This is a genomic window from Janthinobacterium agaricidamnosum (assembly GCF_003667705.1).
GTDB lineage: Bacteria > Pseudomonadota > Gammaproteobacteria > Burkholderiales > Burkholderiaceae_D > Janthinobacterium.
The window spans coordinates 1767758-1790150 of sequence record NZ_CP033019.1 but is presented as its reverse complement, the minus strand read 5'-3'; the positions used below and the strand labels follow the sequence as shown (position 1 = coordinate 1790150).

Sequence of the window (22393 nt, the reverse complement as noted above, 5' to 3'; positions counted from 1 at the left end):
TCTTCCCTACCCTTGCCACACCATGCGCCTGCTGCACACTTCCGACTGGCATCTGGGCCAGACCCTGCACAATTTTGAAAGGGGTTACGAACACCAGCGCTTCCTCGACTGGCTGCTCGACACGCTCGTGATGGAGCAGGTCGACGTGCTGCTGGTGGCGGGCGACGTGTTCGACAACGCCAACCCATCGGCCGCCTCGCAAAAGCAGTTATATGTCTTCCTGCAGCAGGCGCGCGCGCGCCTGCCCGCGCTGCAACTCGTCGTCGTCGCCGGCAACCACGATTCGGCGGGACGGCTGGAAGCACCCGGCCCCCTGCTGGCCGCGCATGGCACGCACGTGATCGGCCATGTGCTGCGCGGCGACGATGGCCAGATCGACCTGGAACGCCTGCTGCTACCGCTTACCGGCAACGATGGGCAAGTGCAAGCCTGGTGCCTGGCCGTACCGTTCCTGCGCCCCGGCGACGTGCCGAAACTGCCGGCCGGCGACACCCAGGATGCCTACCTGGGCGGCATCGCCCTGCTGTACCGCCAATTGACCGACCTGGCGCTGGCGCGCCGCCAGCCCGGGCAAGCCATCGTTGCCATGGGCCACTGCCACATGGTGGGCGGCGAAATGTCGAACGATTCCGAACGGCGCATCGTCATCGGCGGCACGGAAATGCTGCCCTCGGGGATTTTCGATACGTCCATCGCGTATGCGGCACTGGGCCATCTGCACAAGGCGCAGGCCGTGGGCGGCCAGGAGCACATCCGCTACTGCGGCAGCCCGATACCGCTGTCGTTCGCGGAAGTGAATTACCGCCACCAGGTGCTGTGCCTCGACATCGATGGCGAAGCGCTGCAATCCGTGCGCGCCATCGAGGTGCCGCGCGCCGTGCCCCTGCTGCGCGTACCCGCCACACCGGCGCCCATAGCCGAAGTGCTGGAACAGCTGGCCGCCCTCGACGTGCCGGACGCTCCAGCCGAGGCGCAGCCGTTCCTGGAAGTGCGCGTGCGCCTCGAGGCGCCCGAACCTGGCCTGCGCACGCGCATCGAAACGGCGCTCGACGGCAAGAGCGTGCGCCTGGCGAAGATCGAAACGTCGAGCGCCGCGCGCAGCAGCGCGCCAGAGAACATGACGCTCGACCAATTGGGCCAGCTGCAGCCCGACGACATCTTCCGCCGCCTGTACCAGCAAAAATACGCCAAGGAAGCGCCACCCGAACTCCTCTCGGCCCTGGCCGAACTGCTGCTGCCCGGCGCTTGAACACTCCTGAAAAACCATGAAAATCCTGAACATCAGCGGCAAGAACCTGGCTTCGCTGGCCGGTGAATTTGAAGTCGACTTCCAACAGGAGCCGCTGGCGTCCGCCGGCCTGTTCGCCATCAGCGGCCCCACGGGCGCGGGCAAGAGCACCCTGCTCGACGCCCTGTGCCTGGCCCTGTACGACGCCACGCCGCGCCTGCTGAAAGTGCTTGGACGGGGCAGCGCCCTGCCCGACGTGGGCAAGGAAACCGTCAACGCGCAAGATACGCGCACCCTGCTGCGCCGCGGCACGCCGGACGGCTACGCGCAAGTCGATTTCGTCGGCAACGACGGCGCAAGCTACCGCGCGCGCTGGAGCGTGCGCCGCTCGCGCACCAAAGCCGAAGGGGCGCTGCAGGCGACCGCCATGAGCTTGCACCAGTTGCCCGCGCTGCAAGCGATCGGCGGCACCAAGACGGAAGTCAAGGAAGAGATCGAAAAGCGCATCGGCCTGTCCTTCGACCAGTTTACGCGCGCCGTGCTGCTGGCGCAGAACGAATTTTCCACCTTCCTCAAGACGGAAGACAATGAACGGGGTGAATTGCTGGAAACCCTGACGGGCAGCAGCATCTATACCGACATTTCCATGCGCGCCTTCGAGCGGGCAAAGAAGGAAAAGCAGATCCTTGAACGCCTGGGCGAAAAACTGGCCGACCAGCGGCCCTTGTCGCCGCAAGAGCGCAGCGACACCGAGGCGCTGTGCGGCGCGGCCGAAACCACGCTGCAACACATCGACCTGCGCAAGGCGGTGCTGGAACTGCAGCAGCGCTGGCACCAGGAGACGCACAAGCTGCAAACCCAGGTGACGGCCGCGCAAAAGGCGCTCGATAGCGCGGATGCCGAACGCGCCGCTGCGCAAGAACGCCGCGCGGCGCTGGCGCAGTGGGAATTGCTGCAGCCGGCGCGGCCCCTGATCGACGACGTGGCGCGCCTGGCCAGCGACATCGCCGGCAGCGGCGCCGCGCTGGAAGCGTCGCGCGTGCAGGCAGCGCAAGCCATCACCGCCGAAGCGCAACTGGCGCAGGCCGTGCAGCAGGCGACAGCGGCCTTGCTGGCCAGTGAAGCGGCGCAGCGCGATGCGGCGCCCCTGCTCGATCAGGCCAAGGCGCTCGATGCCGGCATTGCGGCACACTTGCCGGCGCACCGCCAGGCGCAAGACGGCGCCCTGGCCGCCGACCAGGCCAACGAGGCGGCGCGCGCCGCGCTGCAGGCACTGCAACAGCGCCAGCATGCCGCGCAGGCGGAACAGGAAGCGGGCCGTCTGTGGCTGGCATCGCACCAGCAGTGGCGGGCACTGGCGCAAGCGTGGCAGTTGTGGGATCAATTGTTTGCCCAGGCAGGCCAAGCGGCCGCGCAAGCCGATGCGGCCGACGCCAGCATGGCCGAGTCAAGACAGCAGGTGCGCCTGGCCTTGGACGCCACGCAGGCGGCGCAAGCGGCGCTGGCCAGCGCCGCTGCCGCGCTGGCCGTGCGCGATGCGGCGCGGCGCGAGGCGCAGGCGCTCGTGCAAGCCATCGATGGCCAGGCGCTGCAGGAACAGCGCGGCCAGCTGGAGGCGCACGCGCGCATCTTGACCAGCGCGGAAAAAACCTGGAGCGAACTGACACGCCAGCAGCAGGCGCTGGCGCACTGGCAAGCCAGGGCGGCCCAGCTGGCGCAGGCCGCGCAAACGGAAAGTACGGCATTGGCGGCGGCAGCGGCGCAAACGCCGCTGCTGGAAGCGCGCCTGGCGCAGGCGGAAAAGTCCTTGAAGGGCGCGGAAGCGGCATGCGCGGCCAGCGTCGAACAGCTGCGCGCGACCTTGCAGGACGAGCAGCCCTGCCCCGTCTGCGGCGCGCTGGAACACCCGTACAGCCACGCCGATCACGCTTTGCAGGCGATGCTGGCCAGCTTGCAGGATGAGGTGCTGGCTTGCCGCACGCAAGCGCGCGGCAATCTGGAACAACTGGCCACGCACAGGGCGGCGCTGGCCGCGACGGCGCGCGAACAGGCGCAAACGGATGCCGAACTGGCGGCCCTGCCGCCCGCCATCGACAGCCTGAATGCGCAGTGGCAGCCGCATGCGGACACATTGGAACTGCCGCCGGAAAAGCAGCGCACGGACTGGTTCACGCAGCAGCTGGCGGCGAATGCGGCCGGTTTGCAGGCGCTGGCGCAGCAGGAAACGGCGCTGCGCCAGGCCGGCGCGCGGCGCGAACAGGCGCAGGCGGCGCATGAACTGGCGTCCAGCGAGCACGCGCGCTGCACAAGCACCGTCGCCGATGCGCAAGCGCGGCTGGCGCAACTGCAAGCGCAGCAAGCGGGCAACGCCGACAAGGGAGAGACGGCGCGCGCCGCGCTCGATGCCTTGCTGGCGCAGCTCGATGGCGCGTTCACCGATGCCGACGGCGCCGAGGACTGGAAAGACAGCTGGCGCGCCGGCCCGGCCGCCTTCCGCGCGGCGCGTGAAACAGAAAGCCGGCAATGGCTGAAACAGCAGGCGGAGCAGGACCACCGCGGCCACGCGCTGGCGACCCTGGCCGCGCAGCTGGAAGCGGCGCTGCTGGCTGCCGCCAAGGCGCAGCAAGCGGCACAGGAAGCCCACGCCGTCTTTGCCGCCGCCGACAAGCAGCGCACGACAATGCAGGCGGAACGCCACGCGCTATGGCAGGGCCGGAGCGTGGCCGAGGTCGAACGCGCGCTGGCAGGCGCCATCGCGGCAGCCAAAGAGCTGCTGACGCAGCAGCAAACGGCGGCGCAATCGGCCAGCCATCAGCGCACGCGCCTGGAAGAAGCGTGCGTGCAGCTGTCGCAGCGCCTGGCTGCCCAGCGTGAACAGGAACACGGCGCCAGCGCCGCCCTGCACGGCTGGCTGCGCCAGTTCCAGGATGCCCATCCGGCCCATGCGCCCGCCGACATGGACGCCTTGCGCGCGCATCTGGCCATCGCACCGGACGCCATGCGCGCCGAACGCGACGCCCTGCAAGCGATCGCCGACCGCCACACGGCGGCCGTTTCCGTGCTGGCCGAGCGCCGGCAGCAGCTGGCGGCGCATGTGCAGCAGCCGCCGGAGACCCTGGAAATGGACGTGGCGGTGCTGCAGGCCGCGCTCGACGCGCTGCTGCTGGAACGCCAGGCAGCCAACCAGGAAGCGACGCGGTTGCGCCTGGCCATCGCGCAGGACGATGCGCGGCGCCACAGCGCGCAAGCGATGCTGGCGCAGATCGAGGCGCAAGCCGTCATCGAGCGGCGCTGGGCCAGCCTGAATGAACTGATCGGCTCGGCCGACGGCAAGAAATTCCGCAACTACGCGCAGCAATTCACCCTGGAAGTGCTGCTTGGCTATGCCAACGCGCACCTGAACCACCTGGCGCGCCGCTATCAGCTCGAACGCATCGACAACCCGAACAATCCGTCGCTGGGCCTGATGGTGCGCGACCAGGACATGGGCGGCGAACTGCGCTCCGTGCATTCGCTGTCGGGCGGTGAATCGTTCCTCGTCTCGCTGGCCCTGGCGCTGGGCCTGGCCTCGCTGTCCTCGAACCGCGTGCGCGTGGAATCGCTGTTCATCGACGAGGGCTTCGGCAGCCTCGACACGGAAACCCTGCGCGTGGCCATGGACGCGCTCGACGGTTTGCAAGCGATGGGCCGCAAGGTGGGCGTCATCTCGCACGTACAGGAAATGACGGAGCGCATCGCCACCCGCATCCTCGTGCAGCCCGGTTCAGGCGGTAAGAGCGTGGTGACGGTGCGCTAAGAACACCTGTCAAAACCTACTGCGCGTCGCGGGTCGCGGTTTCCGATGCTCACTGCCTCGGCGGCCCCGTGCTTAGCACAGTTCCGCGTCTCAACCACAACCCACTTCCGCTCGCTACGGTTTTGTCAGGCGTTGTAAACCGCTAGCGGCTGGCCGGCTCCCGGCACAGCCTGAGCATATCCCAGCCCAGTTCGCGGCGGATCTGCTCGGGATCGGGCGGGGGCCGGCGCTGTTCCAGCTCCGCTTTCAGCCACTTCCTGACCAGCTCCTTGGCGGGCTGTACAGGCTTTTCCTTGTCATGCTTGTCCATGGTGCTACCTCTTCAATGGCGGTCAGACGACCTCCTATATACGCTCAACGTCATGGCACGGATTCAGTTGACCTGCGCGTGGCGCAGATGCAACAACGTGTAACGATGGACGGAGTGCGTTAAAATCGCCGCCTTCGCGTAACTACCCGCTACGCCCCGCAACAGTTCAAGGAGCCCCATGAAAGCCGCCCGCAGCCTCACCTTCAAGTGCGTCAAATGTCACAAATCCATGCAGGTCTACCTGCAAAAAGTCTCCGCCTGCTCGCATATCCAGCCCTACCAGGGCATTTGCGCATGCGGCGAACTCAAGCGCCACGCCACGGGCCAGGCCGATGCCGTCAAGTCTTACCTGGAGTCGGCGGACGGTAGCTGGTCGCACCACCACTAATGGTTAAAGTCTGGGCGATTGTTGTCGTTAATTACGGTACACAGCCCATATAGAACCGACCATGTCCCAGCTTCCCGCCCTCGCCAGCCGTCAACCCGCCTCGACTACGCTGGCTGGCCAGCAACCGTCCCGCACGGGCAGCAGCGCCACGGGCCTGGCCGGCTCGCCCCTGATGCAGCGCACGGCGCAAGACGTGGTCGCGCTGTCGAAGAATGGCCTGGACCTGTCGGCCAAGGGGCTGTCGCAACGGACCGATGCGCTGGGCAACGCCACCGTCGACGTGGCGCAGGATTTTCTCTCCAACATGACGCGCCAGCTGTTCGGCGACGGCGCCACCGTCGCCTTCGATTCGGTCGACCTGCAAGCCGGTTCCAGTTTCAGCAGCGGCAGCGCCAGCGTCTCGGGCGCAGGCGCCAGCAGCCGCGCGGCCGCCTTCAGCCTCGATGAAAACGCCCATTTCATCGGCAAGGGCAAGATCACGACGGCCGATGGGCAAACCTTCGACTTCGAAGTGGAAGTGCAATATCAATCGAACATCAGCGCGGGCGTGCTTGAGCAAACGCAAGGCGAAACGCCGGAAGCCACATCATCCGAAGACGGCGCCCTGCCCGCCAAAGAGTTGCCCGCCACGCACTTCGGCGGCAATCTGCACGACCTGTTCAAGCTGCTGGGCCAGCAATTGCAAAGCAATCTCTATCAGGGCACGTCCGATGGCGCCAGCGCCAGCGGCAAGGATGGCGACCTGGCAGGCAGCCTGAGCTTGCGTTTGCTCAAGCTGGTGCAGCCGGACGCGGCGGTCAAAGCCGACCAGAAAGCCGTGGAAACGACGCCGGAAGACCAGGCACGCGCCCGCGCGCTGGCACTCGCCTATGGCACGGACACTGCTAACGGCACGGCCAGCGACGTATAATGGAAGACGGCCTGCGCAGGCGACCATGCCGCGCGCCCCCTTCTATCGATTGAAATCCATGTCCGACACTTCTTCCCCTACCGTTCATCCGCAGATCCACTGGAGCGAAAACGGCGCCGAGCATTCGGCCCGCTGGCGCTCGGAAAGCGGCATGCCGCCGCCCAAGCGCGTCGTCATCGCCGATGACCGCACGACGGCCGACCAGGCTTACCGCCTGGCCTGCGAAGGCACGGCCATGCTGTGGCGCGGCGACTTCCAGAACGCGCGCCAGCTGCTGCAGGCACTGGCGCGGCGCGCCGACCACAAGAACGACAAACCAAGCAAAAAGGCCAAGGCCGCCAAGCTGGCGAAACCCGAACCATCGGCCACGGAAGCCTTCCATTTGCACCGCCAGGCGCAGTCGCAGCGCGCCCGCACCCTGGCCATGCTGCTGCTGCCTTTTGACGCCGACTACACGATCCCGCTGCGCCGCGCGCCGGACGTGAAACTGGCTTGCAATGAAGCATACGGCCGTGGCGAGGAAGCGTTCGTCGCCTCGCTGCGCGAACTGCTGGGCCTGATCGGCGCGCATGAATGGCGCCGCACGGGCGTGGATCTGCCGGCCCTGGGCCAGCGCATCCACCCGCACTACGGCGTATTCGCGCCCATCCGCGGCGAATACGTGGGCCTGGTGGCGGAAGCGCCGCTGCCCGCGCGCGCCAGCCTGGCCTTCGACATCGGCACCGGCACGGGCGTGCTGGCCGCCGTGCTGGCGCAGCGCGGCGTCAAGCGCATCGTCGCCACCGATCAGGACCCGCGCGCCCTGTCCTGCGCGCGCGAAAACCTCGCCCGCCTCGACTTGATCGACAAGGTCGAGGTGGTGCAGGCCGACCTGTTCCCCGCCGGCCGCGCCCCGCTGGTCGTGTGCAATCCGCCATGGCTGCCGGCCCGCCCAAGCTCGCCGATCGAATACGCCGTCTACGATCCGGACAGCCGCATGCTGCGCGGCTTCCTTTCCGGCCTGGCGGAACACCTGGAAGCCAACGGTGAAGGCTGGCTGATCCTGTCGGACCTAGCCGAGCACCTGGGTCTGCGCCCGCGCGCGCAATTGCTCGAATGGATAGCGCAAGCGGGCTTGAAGGTCGTCGACCGCCTGGACGTGAAACCCACGCACCCGCGCGCGCAGGACGCCACGGACAGCCTGCACGCGGCCCGCTCGAAAGAAATCACCTCGCTGTGGCGTCTGGCGGCGGCGTAATCGAGGGTCTGAAACCCGGCCATTGCGCATTGCAGCAAACCCCGCTATAATTCGCCTGCGGGGTGGAGCAGTCTGGCAGCTCGTCGGGCTCATAACCCGAAGGTCACAGGTTCAAATCCTGTCCCCGCAACCAGATACCGAAAAGCCGCTGATTCTTGCAAGAGAATCAGCGGCTTTTCCCATTGCGGTGCAGTATCTCAATGGCCATCCTGCAAGCCAAATATCCTTCATTCCCATCCGCTCTTTCGCAATGCAGCAAACTCGGTTATAATTCGCCTGCGGGGTGGAGCAGTCTGGCAGCTCGTCGGGCTCATAACCCGAAGGTCACAGGTTCAAATCCTGTCCCCGCAACCAATACATAAAAAACCGCTGATGCCTGCAAGGGAGTCAGCGGTTTTTTTCATTCCGGGCCGGGCCCATGCTGTTACGCGGTGACGCTGGCCCTGATCTGCCTGGCCGCCGCATGCAGGCTGGCCGCCACCCGTTCCAGCTTGTCGGCGCCAGCCGTTTCAGCCAGGGCGGCAAAGGCGCTGATATGAAACGTGGCCACCATGGCGGGCGACACTTCCAGCTCCAGCGCGGTCTTGCTCAATTCCGTCGACGCCTCGAGATAAGGCTCGCTGCCCGCCTCGAACGCCTGCTTCGTTTCCAGCAATTCCTGTCCGCCCTCGGCCTTGGCCAAACATGCATCGACCTTTTGCTGGAAAGCAGGCAAGGTATCGCGCACGGGGCCGGCGTCGGGCGCCGCTTCCGGCTCCGGCGCCACTGGCGCAGGCGCAGCGGCGGCCGGCTTGTTCGCCGCCGGCATGTCGCGCATTGTCAGCCAGCGCTCGACGGCGAGAAAATCGGCAAACGGCTCGCCCACCTTGGGGTTCATCAGCCAGACTTCGCCCGTGCGCCAGTCGATCCGGGCACCGCGCTCGTTTCTCGCCAACAGAATATCCTTGCCGCCATCGGCATTCGACACCCGGCCGATGTCGATCCAGTTCATCACTTCCGCCTGGCGCGACATCGCGTTGACCCGATGGAAATAGGCCAACCATAAAAATCTGGCGACCAGAAGAACCAGGACACCGCCAACCATCCACATCATTTTTTTTGCTCCGCTCCACATGGCCAACCCCATTTTCTCACATGAAAGCTTGCGCCAAGGAAACTTTTACATCTGCCGTGCGCAGGCGCAAAGCCCGCGCCACGCGCGGCCCGGGCGCGCAGTCGCATTTCAGCAACGCCGCGTTTTCCTGATTGCCTGGTGCGCGCCGCTGCGCTATTATGAGAACAATTCTCATTTAGATTAAGATATTCCATCCCGTCCGCATGCTGTCCGCCCCTTCCCCGCCGTCCGAATTCCAGGCCCTGTACGCCGAGCACCACTCGTGGCTGCTGCACTGGCTGAAGCGCCGCCTGCACGATGCGGGGCTGGCGGGCGACCTGGCGCAGGATACCTTCCTCAAGATCTTCGTTGCGCGCAGCAGTGCCGGGATCGCGCAGCCGCGCCCTTTCCTGGCTACCATCGCCAAGCGCCTGCTGGCCAACCACTGCCGGCGCGAAGAACTGGAACGCGCCTACCTCGACGCCCTGCTGCACCAGCCGCAAGCGAGTACACCGTCGCCGGAAGCGATGTCCATCCTGCTCGAATCGCTGCAACTGATCGACCGCGCGCTGGACCGGCTCTCCGCCAAGGCCAGGGCCGCCTTCCTGCTGGCCCACCTGGACGGCATGAGCTATGCCGAGATCGCCGCCGAACTGGGCACCACCACGCATTCCGTCAAAAAATACCTGAGCAAGGCCAACTTGCTGTGCTTTTTTGCCGTGCCCGATTTTGCCGCGCCCTGACATGCGCGGCGCCACCGTCTACGCCCAGGGCCAGCCCATCGACCTGGCCGTCGCCATGCAAGCGACCGAATGGCTGACCACCCTGATGAGCGGCGAAACGACGCCGGCGGAAAAAACGGCGTGGCAGCAGTGGCGCCAGGCGCACCCGGACCATGAACGGGCATGGCGTCACATCGAAAGCGTCAGCGGCGGCTTGCGCGAACTCGATGGGCCAGCCAGCCGCCAGGCGCTGCTGCAAAGTCCCCTCTCGCGTTCCGTCTCGCGGCGCGGCAGCCTGCGGCTGCTGGCGTGGGTATCGGCCATCGGCATCACGGGCTGGTTCGGCGCACGCTCGGAATATGCGCCCGGCATGGCCCGCGCCGCGCTGGCCGACCTGTCCACCGGCGTGGGCGAACGCCGCGAGCTGACCCTGGCCGACGGCAGTCGCCTGCATCTGAACAGCGGCAGCGCCGTCAACATCCGCTACACGGACACGCAGCGGCTGCTGCAACTGGTGCGGGGCGAAGTCTTCATCGCCACCGCCCGCGAAACGGGCCGGCCTTACCGCCCCTTCCTCGTCGAAACGGCGCACGGCCACGCGCAGGCGCTGGGCACGCGCTACTCGGTGCGCCAGGCCGAGGGCAGCACGCTGGTCGCCGTCGAGGAAGGCGCCGTGCGGCTGATGCCGTGCCAGGGCGATGGCAGTCTCGTGATCCAGGCCGGCCAGGGCGGCGGCATGACCGCGCGCAGCATCGTGCCCGCGCACGCCGTCTCGCCCGACATCTGGGCCTGGCGGCAGGGCTTGCTGCTGGCCGACGCCATGCCGCTGCGCGACTTCCTGCATGAGTTGAGCCGCTACCGCCACGGCTTGCTGGGCTGCGACGACGCGGTGGCCGGCCTGCGCATCTCCGGCGTCTTCCCGCTGGCCGACCTGGACGCCGTGCTGCTGTCGCTGCCCGATTCCCTGCCGGTGGACGTGCGCCTGCGCACGCGCTACTGGGTGCAGGTGGAAGCGCGGCGGCAGCGCTGAACATGTATTTTGACGCCAGTGCAAAAAAAAGGTACCCGTTTTCGATTCTCGCGTGACCTGTGTAGGCAACGTTCTTTTTGACGACTACACCACAAGGTAACCATGTCTCCTGCCATTCATTCCAAGCCGCGTATCAAACCCATGGCGTATGCCATCCAGCTCGTCTTCATCGGTTCGGCCCTGCTGCTGAATATTCCCGCGCCAGCCCTAGCGCAGGAAAGCGCGGCCGCCGCTGCGGCCAGTCTCGACTTCCAGGTGCCGGCCGGCGACCTGGCGGCGGCGCTGCGCCAGGTCGCCAGCCAGTCCAGGGTCATCCTCAGTTTCACGCCGGAGCAGACGCGCGGCAAGACGTCGGCCGGCTTGAGCGGCCGCCACGACGTGCTGGCCGCCCTGAACGGCGTGCTGCGCGGCACGGGCCTGAAGGCCGAGCGCAGCGCGAATGGCAGCTACGTGCTGCGCCCGGCCCAGGCCCAGGCGGATTCCGGCGCGGAGGCCATCGCCATGATGCCGGAAGTATCGGTCAAGGCGCAGCAGGACGCCACCGAAGGCTCGGGCGCGTATGTCTCCACCCTGCCGATCGCCACGGCCACGCCGCTGGGCCTGTCGATCAGGGAAACGCCGCAGTCGGTCAGCGTCATCACGCAGCAGCGCATGCAGGACCAGGGCTTGAGCACGATCGCGCAAGTGATGGCGCAAACGCCGGGCATCACCCTGTTCTCGCTGGGCAGCGAGCGCACGGGCTTTACCTCGCGCGGCTATTCGATCACCAATTACCAGCTCGACGGCGTCAGCACGCATTCGGAAAACCTGGGCCTCGACGCGATACCGTCGCAAAGCCTGGCCGACATGGCGCTGTACGACCGCATCGAAGTGCTGCGCGGCGCCTCGGGCCTGATGACGGGCGCGGGCGACGCGTCGGGCGCCATCAACATGGTGCGCAAGAAACCGACGGCGCAGTTCCAGGCCGCCGTCGAGGGCGAGCTGGGCTCCTACGATGAACGGCGCGCCATGGCCGACATCTCGGGTCCGCTGAACGAGGCGCGCACGGTGCGCGGCCGCCTGGTGACCGTGTACGAGGAAGGCGACAGCATCATCGACGGCTACAGCCGCGACAAGAAAGTGGTCTACGGCGTGGTCGAGGCGGACCTGTCCAGCGACACGAAGCTGACGGCCGGCGTGACGCACCAGCGCAAGCGCTCGGACGGTTCCCTCTCCTACCTGGGCTTCCCCCTGTTCTACAGCAATGGCGTCATGACGGACCTGCCCCGCTCCTTCAGCCCGGCGGCCAGGTCGAATCGCTTCAACACCAATTCAACCGACATCTTCGTCACCTTGGAACACGCGCTGGCGAACGACTGGAAGCTGAAAATCTCGGCCAACCGCGTGCAGTCGTCGCAGGAGGAGCGCGCCGTCTACATGAACGTGAGCGCTGGCTTCCCCGACCAGGCCACGGGCGATGGCCTGGGCCTGAGCGCCGACTACCGCGATTACCAGCTGAAGGTCAACAGCGTGGACGTCAACGTGCGCGGGCCGTTCAGCGCCTTCGGCCGCCAGCACGAACTGGTGCTGGGCATGGACTACAGCCAATTCCAGAGCAAGACGGATGGCCGCTTCGACTGGAGCATCCAGGGCAGCGGCGTCAACCTGTACCGCTGGAATCGCCTGGCAACGCCCGTGTTTGGCGATACCTACGTCACCTACGACAGCACGCGCCGCCAGGCCAGCGCGTATGCCGCCACGCGCCTCAACCTGTCCGAGCGCCTGAAACTGATCGCCGGCGCCAAGGTGCTGCGCTACAGCGAGAACTACATCTCGGACGCGCCTTCCGTGCCGTTTTACAGCGCGTCGCCAGCCTCGGAAAGCCGCGTCTTCACGCCGTATGGCGGCCTGGTGTTCGACATCGACGCCACGCACAGCGCCTACGCCAGCTATTCCACCATCTACCAGCCGCAAGCCCAGCAAGACCGCTACGGCAAGCTGCTGGCGCCGCGCGAGGGCAAGACCTTTGAAGCGGGCATCAAGAGCGGCTGGTTCGATGGCCGCCTGAACACGGCCGCCGCGCTGTACCAGATCCGCCAGAGCAACCTGGCCGAATCGGACCCCGGCTACACCGTCCCTGGCACGAACAATCCCGCCAACCGCACCATCAAGGGCGCCAGGACCCAGGGCGTGGATCTGGAAGCGACGGGCGCGCTGACGCCGGACTGGAACATCTCGGCTGCGTGGTCCTACAGCCAGACGGAAAACAATACCGGCAAGGCGATCCTGACCACCTTCCCGCGCCACCTGGTGAAACTGTGGACCACTTACCGCCTGCCCGGCGAGTTCAATCGCCTGACGGTGGGCGGCGGCGTGAACTGGCAAAGCCGCGTGTATTCCGACATCGACGCGTGGCAGATCAACAGTACCCTGCACTGGGAACAGAAGGCGTACTCGGTGGCCAGCCTGATGGCGCGCTACGACGTCAACGACAAGCTCTCTGCCACCGTGAACGTGGCCAACCTGTTCGACAAGCAGTACACGGCTTCCGTGTCGGACTGGTGGTACTCGAGCATGTATGGCCCGGCGCGCAAGGTGGCACTGAAGGTGCGCTACCAGTTCTAAGGCAGGCCGAATATTTCACAGGGGCGCAGGGCCGGTGATACAATTTTCCCGCTTCACGGGCGTTGCCGGCCATTGCCGCCAACGCCCGTGCCCATAGAGACACCCAAGGAGAATGTGTGAAGGACCTCGCCCCCGCCCTGCCAGCCGATCCGGCCGACCAACCCGCCAATCCCTCGCGCCGGCGCATTTTCCAGGCTGCGTCCGCAGTCGGCCTGGCCGCCAGCCTGCCGGCGCTGGCCGACGCCGCACCAGCCAGGAAGACCATCGCCAAGGGTTCGCTCGACGCGAAACTCAAGGCGCACGTCAAGAACGTGGTCGTGATCTATCTGGAAAACCGCAGCTTCAACAACCTGTTCGCCAACTTCCCCGGCACCAGCGCGCCCCTGTCCGCCGTCACCGCGGAACAGGCGCAGCAGCTGGACCGCGACGGCAAGCCGCTGGCAACCCTGCCGAAGATCTGGGGCGGCCTGGTGCCGAACCAGCAAAACATCGGCGGCATCGATTACCTGATCAAGGAAGAGCAGATTTCCGGCCTGCCCAACGCTCCCTACAAACTGAGCGACGCGGCCGGCAAGCCCCTGCCCGAGAGCATCGTCACGCGCGACCTCGTGCACCGCTTCTATAACAACCAGATGCAGATCAACGGCGGCAAGAACGACGGCTTCGCCGCGTGGGCCGACAGCGGCGGCCTGGTGATGGGCCACTATGGCGAAACGTCGAAAAACCTGAACCTGTGGCAGATCGCCGAGCAGTACACCTTGTGCGACAACTTCTTCATGGCGGCCTTCGGCGGCTCCTACATGAACCACCAGTTCCTCGTCACGGGCCGCGCCAACGAATACTTCAATGCTGCCGAGACGGCAGCGAAGAAAAAGATCGCCGTGCTGGCCGACGGCCCGCAAGGCGTGCGCCTGGCCCTGTCTCCCGAGTGCCCCGCCTCGGCGCTGGACGGCAAGCCGAAATACGTGAACGACGGCGCCATCACGCCGGACGGCTATGCCGTCAACACCATGGCGCCGCCCTACCAGCCCAGCTACATTCGCCCTGCCTTCGACGGCGACCCGCTGCACGCCGACCCGGCCGACGCGAATACCCTGCCGCCGCAAACCTATGACACCATCGGCGACCTGCTGTCGCGCAAGGGCGTCAGCTGGGCGTGGTATGGCGGCGGCTGGCAAGCGGCGCTCGACCACAAGGGCGGCGGCAGCAAGCCGAACTTCCAGTTCCACCACCAGCCGCTGAACTACTTCAAGCAGTTCGCCCCCGGCACGGCCGCGCGCGCCGAGCACTTGCGCGACGGCGGCACGGGCGACAGCCCGATCTCGAACAAATTCCTCGCCGCCGCCGTGGCAGGCAAGCTGCCGGCCGTGACCTTCTACAAGCCGCAGGGCAATCTGAACCTGCACGCGGGTTATTCGGACATCGAGTCGGGCGACCAGCACGTGGCCAACGTCATCCAGCATCTGAAGGAATCGCCGCAGTGGAAGGACATGATCGTGGTGATCACGTTCGACGAAAACGGCGGCTGGTGGGACCACGTGGCGCCGCCAAAGGGCGACCGCTGGGGTCCGGGCACGCGCATTCCCGCCATCGTCGTCTCGCCGTACGCGAAGAAAGGCGCCGTCGACCACAGTTTCTACGACACGACGTCGATCCTGCGCCTGATCACGCGCCTGCACGACCTGCCGCTGCTCGAAGGCCTGAAAGTGCGCAACGATGCCTTCGCGGCACGGGGCGCGTTGCCGCCGGGTGACCTGACGGGCGCCCTGAGCTTCCGCTAAACGCCATCCAAAACCTGCTGCGCGTCGCGATTTGCGGCCTGCGATGCTCACTGTGCTAAAGCACAGTTGCGCTTCTCAGCCACAACTCACTGCCGCTCGCTACGGTTTTGTCAGGCGTTATAAGCCACCCACGGTGCGGCACGCCTGTGATACACTGCGTGCCGCACTTAAATCCGCAGGACAAGTTTTCCTGCAGGTTATCCCAACCATGAGCCCGACTCCAGTAGCCGGGCTTTTGTTTTGTGGATGAAGTTAAAGCGTATTCACACAGCGGACAGCTTTTTGCCCGCTCCCCGGCGCCGTTTTTTCGCTGCCAGGGGCCAGAGGTTCAGAAATGAGAGATAAAAAAGACAACGCCACCATCGACTTGCCCGGTTTCGGCCCGCCGCCAGTGCTCGAGGCGCCAGAGCCGGCGCCGGAGCCGCAGCGCCGCGCGCGCGTGCGCAAGGCGGCGCTGAAGCAGGTGCAGCTCGAATTGCTGGAGCCGACCGACGCCACGGGCTTGCCCGTATGGACGCGCGACGCCGGCCTCGATCTCACCGGCTTGCCCATCTGGGCGCCAGATAATTAGTACCCACGCCGGCGGCCGTTTGCCGCCGGCTTCCACACCACCATCCGCACAAGGGCGTAGAACGCCTGTAGACTGTGCCCATCCACCCGCTTTTTACCGGCTCCGCCCTTTATGAACACCACCACTGCCACCACCTCTTTTTCCAGCCTGCCGCTGACGCCCGCCTTTTTGGCCAACCTGGACTCGCTCGGCTACCACGAGATGACCACCATCCAGGCGCAAAGCCTGCCGGCGGTGCTCGATGGCCGCGACCTGATCGCGCAAGCGAAAACGGGCAGCGGCAAGACGGCCGCCTTCGGCATCGGCATCCTGCACAAGCTCAATCCGGCCTGGTTTGCCGTGCAGGGCCTGGTGCTGTGCCCCACGCGCGAACTGGCCGACCAGGTGGCCAATGAGCTGCGCCGCCTGGCGCGCGCGGCGGGCAACATCAAGATCCTGACCCTGACGGGCGGCGCGCCGATGCGCCCGCAAATCGCCTCGCTGGAACACGGCGCCCACATCGTCGTCGGCACGCCGGGCCGTTTGCGCGACCACCTGGGCCGCGGCACCATCAATCTGAATCATGTGCAGACCCTGGTGCTCGATGAAGCGGACCGCATGACGGACATGGGCTTTTACGAGGAAATCGCGGGCATCGTCAGCGCCTGCCCGGCGCGCCGCCAGACCCTGCTGTTCTCGGCCACGTATCCGGAAGACATCCGCCGCGCCACGGCGTCCTTCCTCGTCAATCCGCTGGAAGTGACGGTCGAGGCGCAGCACGACAACGACAAGATCGAGCAGCGTTTCTATGAAATCGGCTTCGACGAGCGCAACAGCGCCGTCGGCAAGCTGTTAAAACACTTCAAGCCGGAGTCCACCCTGGCTTTCTGCAACACCAAGGTGCATTGCCGCGAGCTGGCCGAGGAACTGCGCCAGCAAGGCTTTTCCGCTCTGGCCCTGTACGGCGAGCTGGAACAGCGCGAACGCGATGAAATCCTCGTGCTGTTCGCCAACCGCAGCTGCTCCGTGCTGGTGGCCACCGACGTCGCCGCGCGCGGCCTCGATATTTCCGACCTGGGCGCCGTGATCAACGTCGACGTCTCGAAAGACACGGAAGTGCACATCCACCGCATCGGCCGCACGGGCCGCGGCAGCAAGAAGGGCCTGGCCCTGTCGCTGTGCGCGCCGAACGAGAAGAAATGGGTCAAGCTGATCGAGCAATACCAGAACAGCGCCGCCGAATGGCACGACCTGAAGGAACTGGCGGAAGATGACGGGATCGAGGCGCTGCCGGCGCCCATGGTCACCCTGTGCATCATGGGCGGCAAGAAGGACAAGCTGCGTCCGGGCGACTTGCTGGGCGCGCTAACGGGCGATGCTGGTCTGACCAAGGAGCAGGTGGGCAAGATCAACGTGTTCGAGTTCATGACCTACGTGGCGCTCGACCGCAAGGTGGCCGAAGCGGCCTTCAAGCGCCTGAACGCAGGCAATACCCTGGGCCGCGACTTCGGCAACATCAAGGGCCGCAGCTTCAAGATGCGCTTTATCGAGGCCTAAGGCCTTGCAAGGTACGCAGGGCCGCCATGGTCCTGCGTCCCGGATAGCTGTCCCACACGGGATACTCCCGGCGGTAATAACAGCTCCAGTAGCTGATGCTGCGCCGCTCCAGCGTATCGAGATATGCGGGATTCTCCCGCAGGTAGCGCGCCAGTGCATCGGCATTCCAGGCCGGCAGCGCCGCGCCAATGACCTCGATAATCTCCAGCACGTATTCGCCGCACAGGTGCACGACGAAGGGCACCGTCCACGCCCGTTCCTGCAGCAGCAACTGCCTTGCACACGCTTCGCGCAGATGGCCGTCATGGTGGCGCGTGCCCAGGCACAGGGCGATCACGCCCGCGTCGCCGGGCAGCCGTGTGCAGGCCAGCAGCCGCTCACTGTCGTAGTAAGTGCGCGCCGGGATCAGCAAGGCCTCGCCATCCTGGCACACGGCAAATGGCGGGTGTGTCCGGCCGCTCCCCAGCGCGGGCAGCAGCTGCGCCACAGTGCCGGCCAAGGCCGCCGGAAAGGCATCCGCTTCAGCCATCGCGCTCCTCCCGGCATACCTTGCGCACGCCCAGCGCAGGTTGATCCATCTTTTCAAAGATCACGTTCGAATACCATTCTGCAGGATCGCCTGCGGTGGGCTTGCCCAGCGAAATATAGTAGCCGCCATGCGTGAACAGGGCCGTGGTTTCCTTGCCTGGCGCGGCGCGTTGCAGGAAGGCCGGCCAGGCCGCCTTGTCGACTGGCGCAAAACGCGAGACCAGCAGCGCCAGCAAACGCGCGTGCGTGGCCGGTGCGTACGGGAACAGATACAGGTATTCGACCAGTTCGCCGCCATCGGCCAGGCGCGTGACGGCGGCCGTCGCGGCATCGGCCGTCCCCTCGTCGCCGCCAAAGCGGCACAAGGTGCCGCCGCTGTAGGCGAAGTCGATGACGGTCGCCGGCGCGCACGCCTGCCGCTCGCGGTCGATGCCGACGGGCGGCAGCGCGCGCACTTGCGCCAGCAGCGCTTCGCCGGACGTGGCCAGCACGGGAAAGCCCGGACACTCGCTGGCCGCGCGGGCGGCAGAAAAGGCCAGGCAACAACTGAGTAACAACACAGCACGCTTCACGGCATCTCCAGTTTCATCAGGCGGTCATTATGCATGGCCGCCGCGGATACGGCCACACGCTCACAGTGTGTCACAAAGCGCGCGCCTGCTGCCCCTGCGGCGTATCGTCGATGTCGTAGCCGGCCGCGCGCGCCAATTCGCGCAAGCGGTCCGCCTCGGCCCACTGGCGCTGCGCGCGGGCGCTGGCCCGCTCCGCCAGCCACGCCAGCACCGGCTGCGGCACGTCCACCTGCGCCGGCTGCCAGGCCAGCAGATCGAGCCCCAGCGCCATATCGAAGCGGGCCATGGTGGCCTTTTTGACGGCGTCCGGCAGGCCGCTTTTCAGCAGCTCCCAGGCGACGGCCAGCGCGCGCGGATAATTCAGGTCATCGTTGATGCAGGTCCTAAAACGCGCCCGCCATGTCGCATCGGCCTCGCCATCCGCCTGGCCCTGCTCTTCGCTCAAGGCATGCACGGCCACGCGCAGGCGCGCCAGGCCGCTGCTGGCGGCGCGCAGGGCTTCATCCGTGAAATTGAGGCTGCTGCGGTAGTGGGCCCCCAGGCACAGGTAGCGGTAGGCCAGCGGATCGACGCCCTGCTCCACCAGGCTTTGCAAACGCAAAAAGTCGCCCGACGATTTCGACATCTTCGCCTCCTGCGTCTTGAGGAAGGCGCCGTGCAGCCAGAAGTTGGCCAGGCGCGTGCCATGGCGCGCTTCCGTTTGCGCGATCTCGTTGCTGTGGTGGACGGCCACGTGGTCTTCGCCGCCGCAATGGATGTCGAAATACGCGCCCAGGTGCTTTTCCGCCATGGCCGAGCATTCGATGTGCCAGCCGGGGAAACCCAGGCCCCACGGACTGTCCCACTCCATCTGCCGCTGTCCCGGCACGCCGCTGAACTTCCACAGCGCGAAGTCGCAGATGTCGCGGTTCTGTCCCAAGTCCACGCGTTTCCCCGCCTGCAGGCCGTCGCGGTTCAGGCGCGCCAGCTTGCCGTAGCTGTCCTGGCGCGTCGTGTCGAAATAGATGCCGTCGTCCGTGCGGTAGGTATAGCCCTTCGCTTCCAGGTCGAGGATGAAGGCAATCTGTTCCGCGATGTGGTCGGTGGCGCGGCACCAGACGGTGGGCGGCAGGATATTGAGCTGGCGCAGATCGTCCTCGAACGCGCGCGTGAATGCGGCGGCGATATCCCAGGCCGACTCGCCGCTGCGCCGGCTGCGCGCTTCGACCTTGTCGTCGCCGCTGTCCGCGTCCGACGTCAAATGGCCCACGTCCGTGATATTCATCACATGCCGCACCTGCAAACCGTTGAATGCGAGCGCGCGGCGCAAGCCGTCGACGAACAGGTAGGTGCGCAGGTTGCCGATGTGCGCGTAATCGTAGACGGTGGGGCCGCAGGCGTACAGGCCCGCCTGGCCCGGGGCGATGGGTTCAAACGGGCGCAGGCTGCGCGCATAGGTATCGTACAGATGAAGTGTCATGCGGGGCTTTCATTAACGCTGCGGAAAAAGAAAATGGCCACAGGTTTTTCAACACTGTGGCCATCGGAATGAGGAGTAGAACGTCAGCGGCGCGCAGCCGCATCCTCACGGGGCCAGGCGCACGGACACAGCGCAGCAGCGGCGCCGGATGCGGAAACTGGAGGGAGGATGAAAGTGATCATGGGACGAATATCGCATGTACGCGGGCGGGCCGTCAAGCCCTCCCGCGTCACCCGCTTATTTTTTCGCCTGCTCGATCTGCGGCAGCAGCACCGTCAGGATGCCCAGCAGCGGCAAATAGGAGCAGATTTTATACACATAGGCGATGCCGGAGATATCAGCCAGGTGGCCCATGGCGGCGGCCGCGATGCCGGACACGCCGAACATCAGGCCAAAGAAGATGCCTGCGATCATGCCCACCTTGCCCGGCACCAATTCCTGCGCGAAAACGACGATGGCGGAAAACGCGGACGAAATCACGAAGCCGATGATCACCGTCAGGACGGCCGTCCAGAACAGGTCGACGTACGGCAGCAGCAGGGTAAATGGCGCGGCGCCCAGGATGGAAATCCAGATCACACGCTTGCGGCCGATGCGGTCGCCGATGGGGCCTCCCATGAAGGTGCCGGCCGCGACGGCGGCAAGGAAGAGGAACAGATAGAGCTGGGCATCGCCGAGCGACAAATGGAATTTGTCGATCAGATAGAAGGTGTAATAGCTCGACAGGCTGGCCATGTAGATGTACTTCGAGAACACCAGCAGCGCCAGCACGCCCAGCGCGCCAATCACCTTGTTGCGCGACAAGTTCGGGCCATGGCCGCCCGCCTTCGGCTTGAAGCTGGCCAGGTGGCCGCTATACCAGTGGCTGACCTTGTACAGCACGCCGATGGCCAGCACTCCCAGCAAGCTGAACCAGGCGACATTGCCGTGGCCACGGTTCACAATGACGGCGGCCGCCAGCAGCGGTCCCAGGGCGGAACCGACATTGCCTCCCACCTGGAACAGGGACTGGGCAAAGCCGTAGCGCCCGCCCGAGGCCATGCGCGCCACGCGCGACGCTTCCGGGTGGAAAGTCGAGGAACCAACGCCGATCAGGCCGGCGGCGAGCAGCAGGGTCGGAAAGGTCGAGACGACGGACAGCATCAGCACGCCGGCAAGGGTAAAGCACATGCCGACCGGCAGCAGGAATGGCAGCGGACGGCGGTCCGTATACAAGCCGATCCAGGGCTGCAGCAACGATGCCGTGCACTGGAACGTCAGGGTTATGAGGCCGACCTGGGTAAAACTGAGTGAAAACTCGGCTTTCAGCATCGGATAAATCGACGGCAATAATGCCTGGATCAAGTCATTGAGCAAATGCACGAAGGCGACGGCGCCCAGGATGTGCATGGCCAGACCGGATTGTTGTTGGGAACTATGAAGCGAGGGAGCCGCCGGCACGGACTTGGCCAATGCCGGGGCAGTTGTGGTTGTATGCATGTGTCTTCCGCAATAATCGGGCACGGCGGGCGGCCCGGCAAAGAAGCCAGTATAGTATGGTCACTGAACTGATAACTTCCAATAATCGTCGCCCAAGTGACAACTGAGTGACAATCAGGCGACAAGCCAACGACCGACATGTACACCCACCCACCCGCCCAGACCCACCCCGATGGCGTGCCCTTCAGCCGCAGCACCAGCTCGCACGACTACCAGCATGTACCGCGCCCGGTGACGGCCATGTCCAGGCAATATGCGGCCGGCGACTACACGGCGCCGCACAGCCACGTGCGGGCGCAACTGCTGTATGCAACGGAAGGCGTGATGCGCGTCTCCACCGAACATGGCGTGTGGATCTTGCCGCCCCGGCGCGCCCTGCTGATCCCCGTGGGCGTCGTGCATGAAGTCCATATCTTGAGCGAATTGAGCATGCGCACCGTGTACATCGATGCGCAGGTGGCGGCCCCGTATGGCGCCGATTGCAAGGTGCTGGAAGTGAGCCGGCTGCTGCGCGAGCTGATCCTGGCCTTGCTGGCCGAACCGATCGAATATGCGCTGGCGGGGCGCGGCGACTGGCTGGCGCATTTGATCCTGTCGGAACTGGCGACGGCCGATACCGTGCCCCTCGCCATCCCCTGGCCCCGCGACCGGCGCCTGGTGGCCGTCTGCTCGGCCATCATGGACGCGCCCGGCAGCCGGCGCAGCATCGAGGACTGGGCGCAGGATGCGGGCGCCAGCGCGCGCACCCTGATCCGCTTATTCCCGAAGGAAACGGGCTTGCACTACCGCCAATGGCTGCAGCAAGTCCACCTGGCCGAGGCATTCTGCCGCCTGGACCGGGGCGAAGGCGTGGCCGCCATCGCCTATGCGCTGGGCTACGCCAGCCCCAGCGCCTTCAGCGCCATGTTCCGCCGCATCCTGGGCCGCACGCCGCAGCACTACCTGAGCGAGTGGCGCGCCGCGTAGGTCGGCTTAGCGTGGCGCAGCCGCGCGTAAGCCGACAAGCTGCACTGTTGGCATTGTCGGCTTACGCCCTGCGGGCTAAGCCGACCTACAACTTGATTGTTCACCGGCAGCCGCCAAACCAGCGTCGTAGGTCGGCTTAGTGCGGCGCAGCCGCGCGTAAGCCGACAAACCACTTTTTCATGG

General features: G+C 65.9%; 18 protein-coding genes and 2 tRNA genes. 14 read left to right on the top strand and 6 right to left on the bottom strand.

The window, feature by feature from the left end:
* Nucleotides 1-22 precede the first annotated feature (22 nt).
* Together D9M09_RS08200 and D9M09_RS08195 are read left to right on the top strand one after the other, a co-directional pair.
* Nucleotides 23-1249, top strand: a complete 1227-nt coding sequence (locus tag D9M09_RS08200; protein ID WP_121669025.1) for an exonuclease SbcCD subunit D C-terminal domain-containing protein — start codon at nucleotides 23-25, stop codon at nucleotides 1247-1249.
* Between the two features lie 16 nt (nucleotides 1250-1265).
* Nucleotides 1266-5024, top strand: a complete 3759-nt coding sequence (locus D9M09_RS08195; RefSeq protein ID WP_121669024.1) for an AAA family ATPase — start codon at nucleotides 1266-1268, stop codon at nucleotides 5022-5024.
* A 142-nt stretch (nucleotides 5025-5166) separates the two neighbouring features.
* Here D9M09_RS08195 and D9M09_RS28860 read toward each other — a convergent pair whose 3' ends face one another.
* Nucleotides 5167-5334: a hypothetical protein gene (locus D9M09_RS28860; RefSeq protein ID WP_162835746.1), complete on the bottom strand. Its 168-nt coding sequence runs from the start codon at nucleotides 5332-5334 to the stop codon at nucleotides 5167-5169.
* Between the two features lie 178 nt (nucleotides 5335-5512).
* On the opposite strand from D9M09_RS28860, the gene D9M09_RS08190 reads away from it, so the two are divergent.
* From D9M09_RS08190 to D9M09_RS08170, 5 genes are all read left to right on the top strand, one after another.
* Nucleotides 5513-5722 (top strand): hypothetical protein, encoded by a 210-nt coding sequence (locus D9M09_RS08190; protein ID WP_034755039.1) that lies wholly within the window; start codon nucleotides 5513-5515, stop codon nucleotides 5720-5722.
* A gap of 61 nt (nucleotides 5723-5783) precedes the next feature.
* Entirely contained in the window at nucleotides 5784-6632 is an 849-nt protein-coding gene (locus tag D9M09_RS08185; protein WP_121669023.1) for a hypothetical protein, read from the top strand.
* A 58-nt stretch (nucleotides 6633-6690) separates the two neighbouring features.
* Nucleotides 6691-7869, top strand: coding sequence for a methyltransferase (locus tag D9M09_RS08180; RefSeq protein ID WP_162995611.1), 1179 nt, complete (start codon nucleotides 6691-6693; stop codon nucleotides 7867-7869).
* Nucleotides 7870-7925: 56 nt separating this feature from the next.
* Nucleotides 7926-8002 (top strand) — tRNA-Met (locus D9M09_RS08175).
* A 144-nt stretch (nucleotides 8003-8146) separates the two neighbouring features.
* Nucleotides 8147-8223, top strand: a tRNA-Met gene (locus D9M09_RS08170).
* A 70-nt stretch (nucleotides 8224-8293) separates the two neighbouring features.
* Here D9M09_RS08170 and D9M09_RS08165 read toward each other — a convergent pair.
* On the bottom strand, nucleotides 8294-8908 hold the full coding sequence (locus D9M09_RS08165; protein ID WP_139143036.1) for a hypothetical protein: 615 nt from the start codon (nucleotides 8906-8908) through the stop codon (nucleotides 8294-8296).
* A 278-nt stretch (nucleotides 8909-9186) separates the two neighbouring features.
* Here D9M09_RS08165 and D9M09_RS08160 point away from each other — a divergent pair, with 278 nt between their 5' ends.
* The 6 genes from D9M09_RS08160 to dbpA all read left to right on the top strand — a co-directional run bounded on the left by D9M09_RS08160 (nucleotide 9187) and on the right by dbpA (nucleotide 17206).
* Nucleotides 9187-9705 carry a sigma-70 family RNA polymerase sigma factor gene (locus tag D9M09_RS08160; RefSeq protein WP_070223815.1) on the top strand — a complete coding sequence of 173 codons (519 nt, stop codon included), beginning with the start codon at nucleotides 9187-9189 and terminating at the stop codon, nucleotides 9703-9705.
* Nucleotide 9706: 1 nt separating this feature from the next.
* Nucleotides 9707-10714, top strand: coding sequence for a FecR domain-containing protein (locus D9M09_RS08155; protein WP_121669021.1), 1008 nt, complete (start codon nucleotides 9707-9709; stop codon nucleotides 10712-10714).
* A gap of 141 nt (nucleotides 10715-10855) precedes the next feature.
* Nucleotides 10856-13318 carry a TonB-dependent siderophore receptor gene (locus D9M09_RS08150; protein ID WP_240453586.1) on the top strand — a complete coding sequence of 821 codons (2463 nt, stop codon included), beginning with the start codon at nucleotides 10856-10858 and terminating at the stop codon, nucleotides 13316-13318.
* Nucleotides 13319-13434: 116 nt separating this feature from the next.
* The gene (locus D9M09_RS08145) at nucleotides 13435-15099 is read left to right on the top strand and encodes an acid phosphatase (protein WP_121669019.1); all 1665 of its coding nucleotides are present in this window, start codon (nucleotides 13435-13437) and stop codon (nucleotides 15097-15099) included.
* A 334-nt stretch (nucleotides 15100-15433) separates the two neighbouring features.
* Nucleotides 15434-15670 carry a hypothetical protein gene (locus tag D9M09_RS08140; protein WP_121669018.1) on the top strand — a complete coding sequence of 79 codons (237 nt, stop codon included), beginning with the start codon at nucleotides 15434-15436 and terminating at the stop codon, nucleotides 15668-15670.
* Nucleotides 15671-15781: 111 nt separating this feature from the next.
* Nucleotides 15782-17206: an ATP-dependent RNA helicase DbpA gene (gene dbpA / locus D9M09_RS08135; protein WP_121669017.1), complete on the top strand. Its 1425-nt coding sequence runs from the start codon at nucleotides 15782-15784 to the stop codon at nucleotides 17204-17206.
* On the opposite strand, the gene D9M09_RS08130 is transcribed toward dbpA, so the two are convergent.
* The 4 genes from D9M09_RS08130 to D9M09_RS08115 all read right to left on the bottom strand — a co-directional run bounded on the left by D9M09_RS08130 (nucleotide 17193) and on the right by D9M09_RS08115 (nucleotide 21244).
* Nucleotides 17193-17735 (bottom strand): hypothetical protein, encoded by a 543-nt coding sequence (locus D9M09_RS08130; protein ID WP_121669016.1) that lies wholly within the window; start codon nucleotides 17733-17735, stop codon nucleotides 17193-17195. The two genes, dbpA and D9M09_RS08130, sit on opposite strands and share 14 nt — an antisense overlap.
* Nucleotides 17728-18306: a hypothetical protein gene (locus tag D9M09_RS08125; protein WP_162995610.1), complete on the bottom strand. Its 579-nt coding sequence runs from the start codon at nucleotides 18304-18306 to the stop codon at nucleotides 17728-17730. Before D9M09_RS08125 ends, D9M09_RS08130 begins: the two co-directional genes overlap by 8 nt.
* A gap of 70 nt (nucleotides 18307-18376) precedes the next feature.
* Complete coding sequence (cysS, locus tag D9M09_RS08120) at nucleotides 18377-19765, bottom strand: cysteine--tRNA ligase (protein ID WP_121669014.1); 1389 nt, start codon at nucleotides 19763-19765, stop codon at nucleotides 18377-18379.
* A 237-nt stretch (nucleotides 19766-20002) separates the two neighbouring features.
* Nucleotides 20003-21244 (bottom strand): MFS transporter, encoded by a 1242-nt coding sequence (locus D9M09_RS08115; protein ID WP_121669013.1) that lies wholly within the window; start codon nucleotides 21242-21244, stop codon nucleotides 20003-20005.
* Between the two features lie 138 nt (nucleotides 21245-21382).
* On the opposite strand from D9M09_RS08115, the gene D9M09_RS08110 reads away from it, so the two are divergent.
* Entirely contained in the window at nucleotides 21383-22210 is an 828-nt protein-coding gene (locus tag D9M09_RS08110) for an AraC family transcriptional regulator (protein WP_121669012.1), read from the top strand.
* The last annotated feature ends 183 nt before the right edge of the window (nucleotides 22211-22393 follow it).

Coding starts and splice junctions, on each gene's coding strand:
- D9M09_RS08200 (WP_121669025.1), top strand. CDS start 23: ATGCGCCTGCTGCACACTTCCGACTGGCATCTGGGCCAGACCCTGCAC.
- D9M09_RS08195 (WP_121669024.1), top strand. CDS start 1,266: ATGAAAATCCTGAACATCAGCGGCAAGAACCTGGCTTCGCTGGCCGGT.
- D9M09_RS28860 (WP_162835746.1), bottom strand. CDS start 5,334: ATGGACAAGCATGACAAGGAAAAGCCTGTACAGCCCGCCAAGGAGCTG.
- D9M09_RS08190 (WP_034755039.1), top strand. CDS start 5,513: ATGAAAGCCGCCCGCAGCCTCACCTTCAAGTGCGTCAAATGTCACAAA.
- D9M09_RS08185 (WP_121669023.1), top strand. CDS start 5,784: ATGTCCCAGCTTCCCGCCCTCGCCAGCCGTCAACCCGCCTCGACTACG.
- D9M09_RS08180 (WP_162995611.1), top strand. CDS start 6,691: ATGTCCGACACTTCTTCCCCTACCGTTCATCCGCAGATCCACTGGAGC.
- D9M09_RS08160 (WP_070223815.1), top strand. CDS start 9,187: ATGCTGTCCGCCCCTTCCCCGCCGTCCGAATTCCAGGCCCTGTACGCC.
- D9M09_RS08155 (WP_121669021.1), top strand. CDS start 9,707: ATGCGCGGCGCCACCGTCTACGCCCAGGGCCAGCCCATCGACCTGGCC.
- D9M09_RS08150 (WP_240453586.1), top strand. CDS start 10,856: ATGGCGTATGCCATCCAGCTCGTCTTCATCGGTTCGGCCCTGCTGCTG.
- D9M09_RS08140 (WP_121669018.1), top strand. CDS start 15,434: ATGAGAGATAAAAAAGACAACGCCACCATCGACTTGCCCGGTTTCGGC.
- dbpA (WP_121669017.1), top strand. CDS start 15,782: ATGAACACCACCACTGCCACCACCTCTTTTTCCAGCCTGCCGCTGACG.
- D9M09_RS08130 (WP_121669016.1), bottom strand. CDS start 17,735: ATGGCTGAAGCGGATGCCTTTCCGGCGGCCTTGGCCGGCACTGTGGCG.
- cysS (WP_121669014.1), bottom strand. CDS start 19,765: ATGACACTTCATCTGTACGATACCTATGCGCGCAGCCTGCGCCCGTTT.
- D9M09_RS08115 (WP_121669013.1), bottom strand. CDS start 21,244: ATGCATACAACCACAACTGCCCCGGCATTGGCCAAGTCCGTGCCGGCG.
- D9M09_RS08110 (WP_121669012.1), top strand. CDS start 21,383: ATGTACACCCACCCACCCGCCCAGACCCACCCCGATGGCGTGCCCTTC.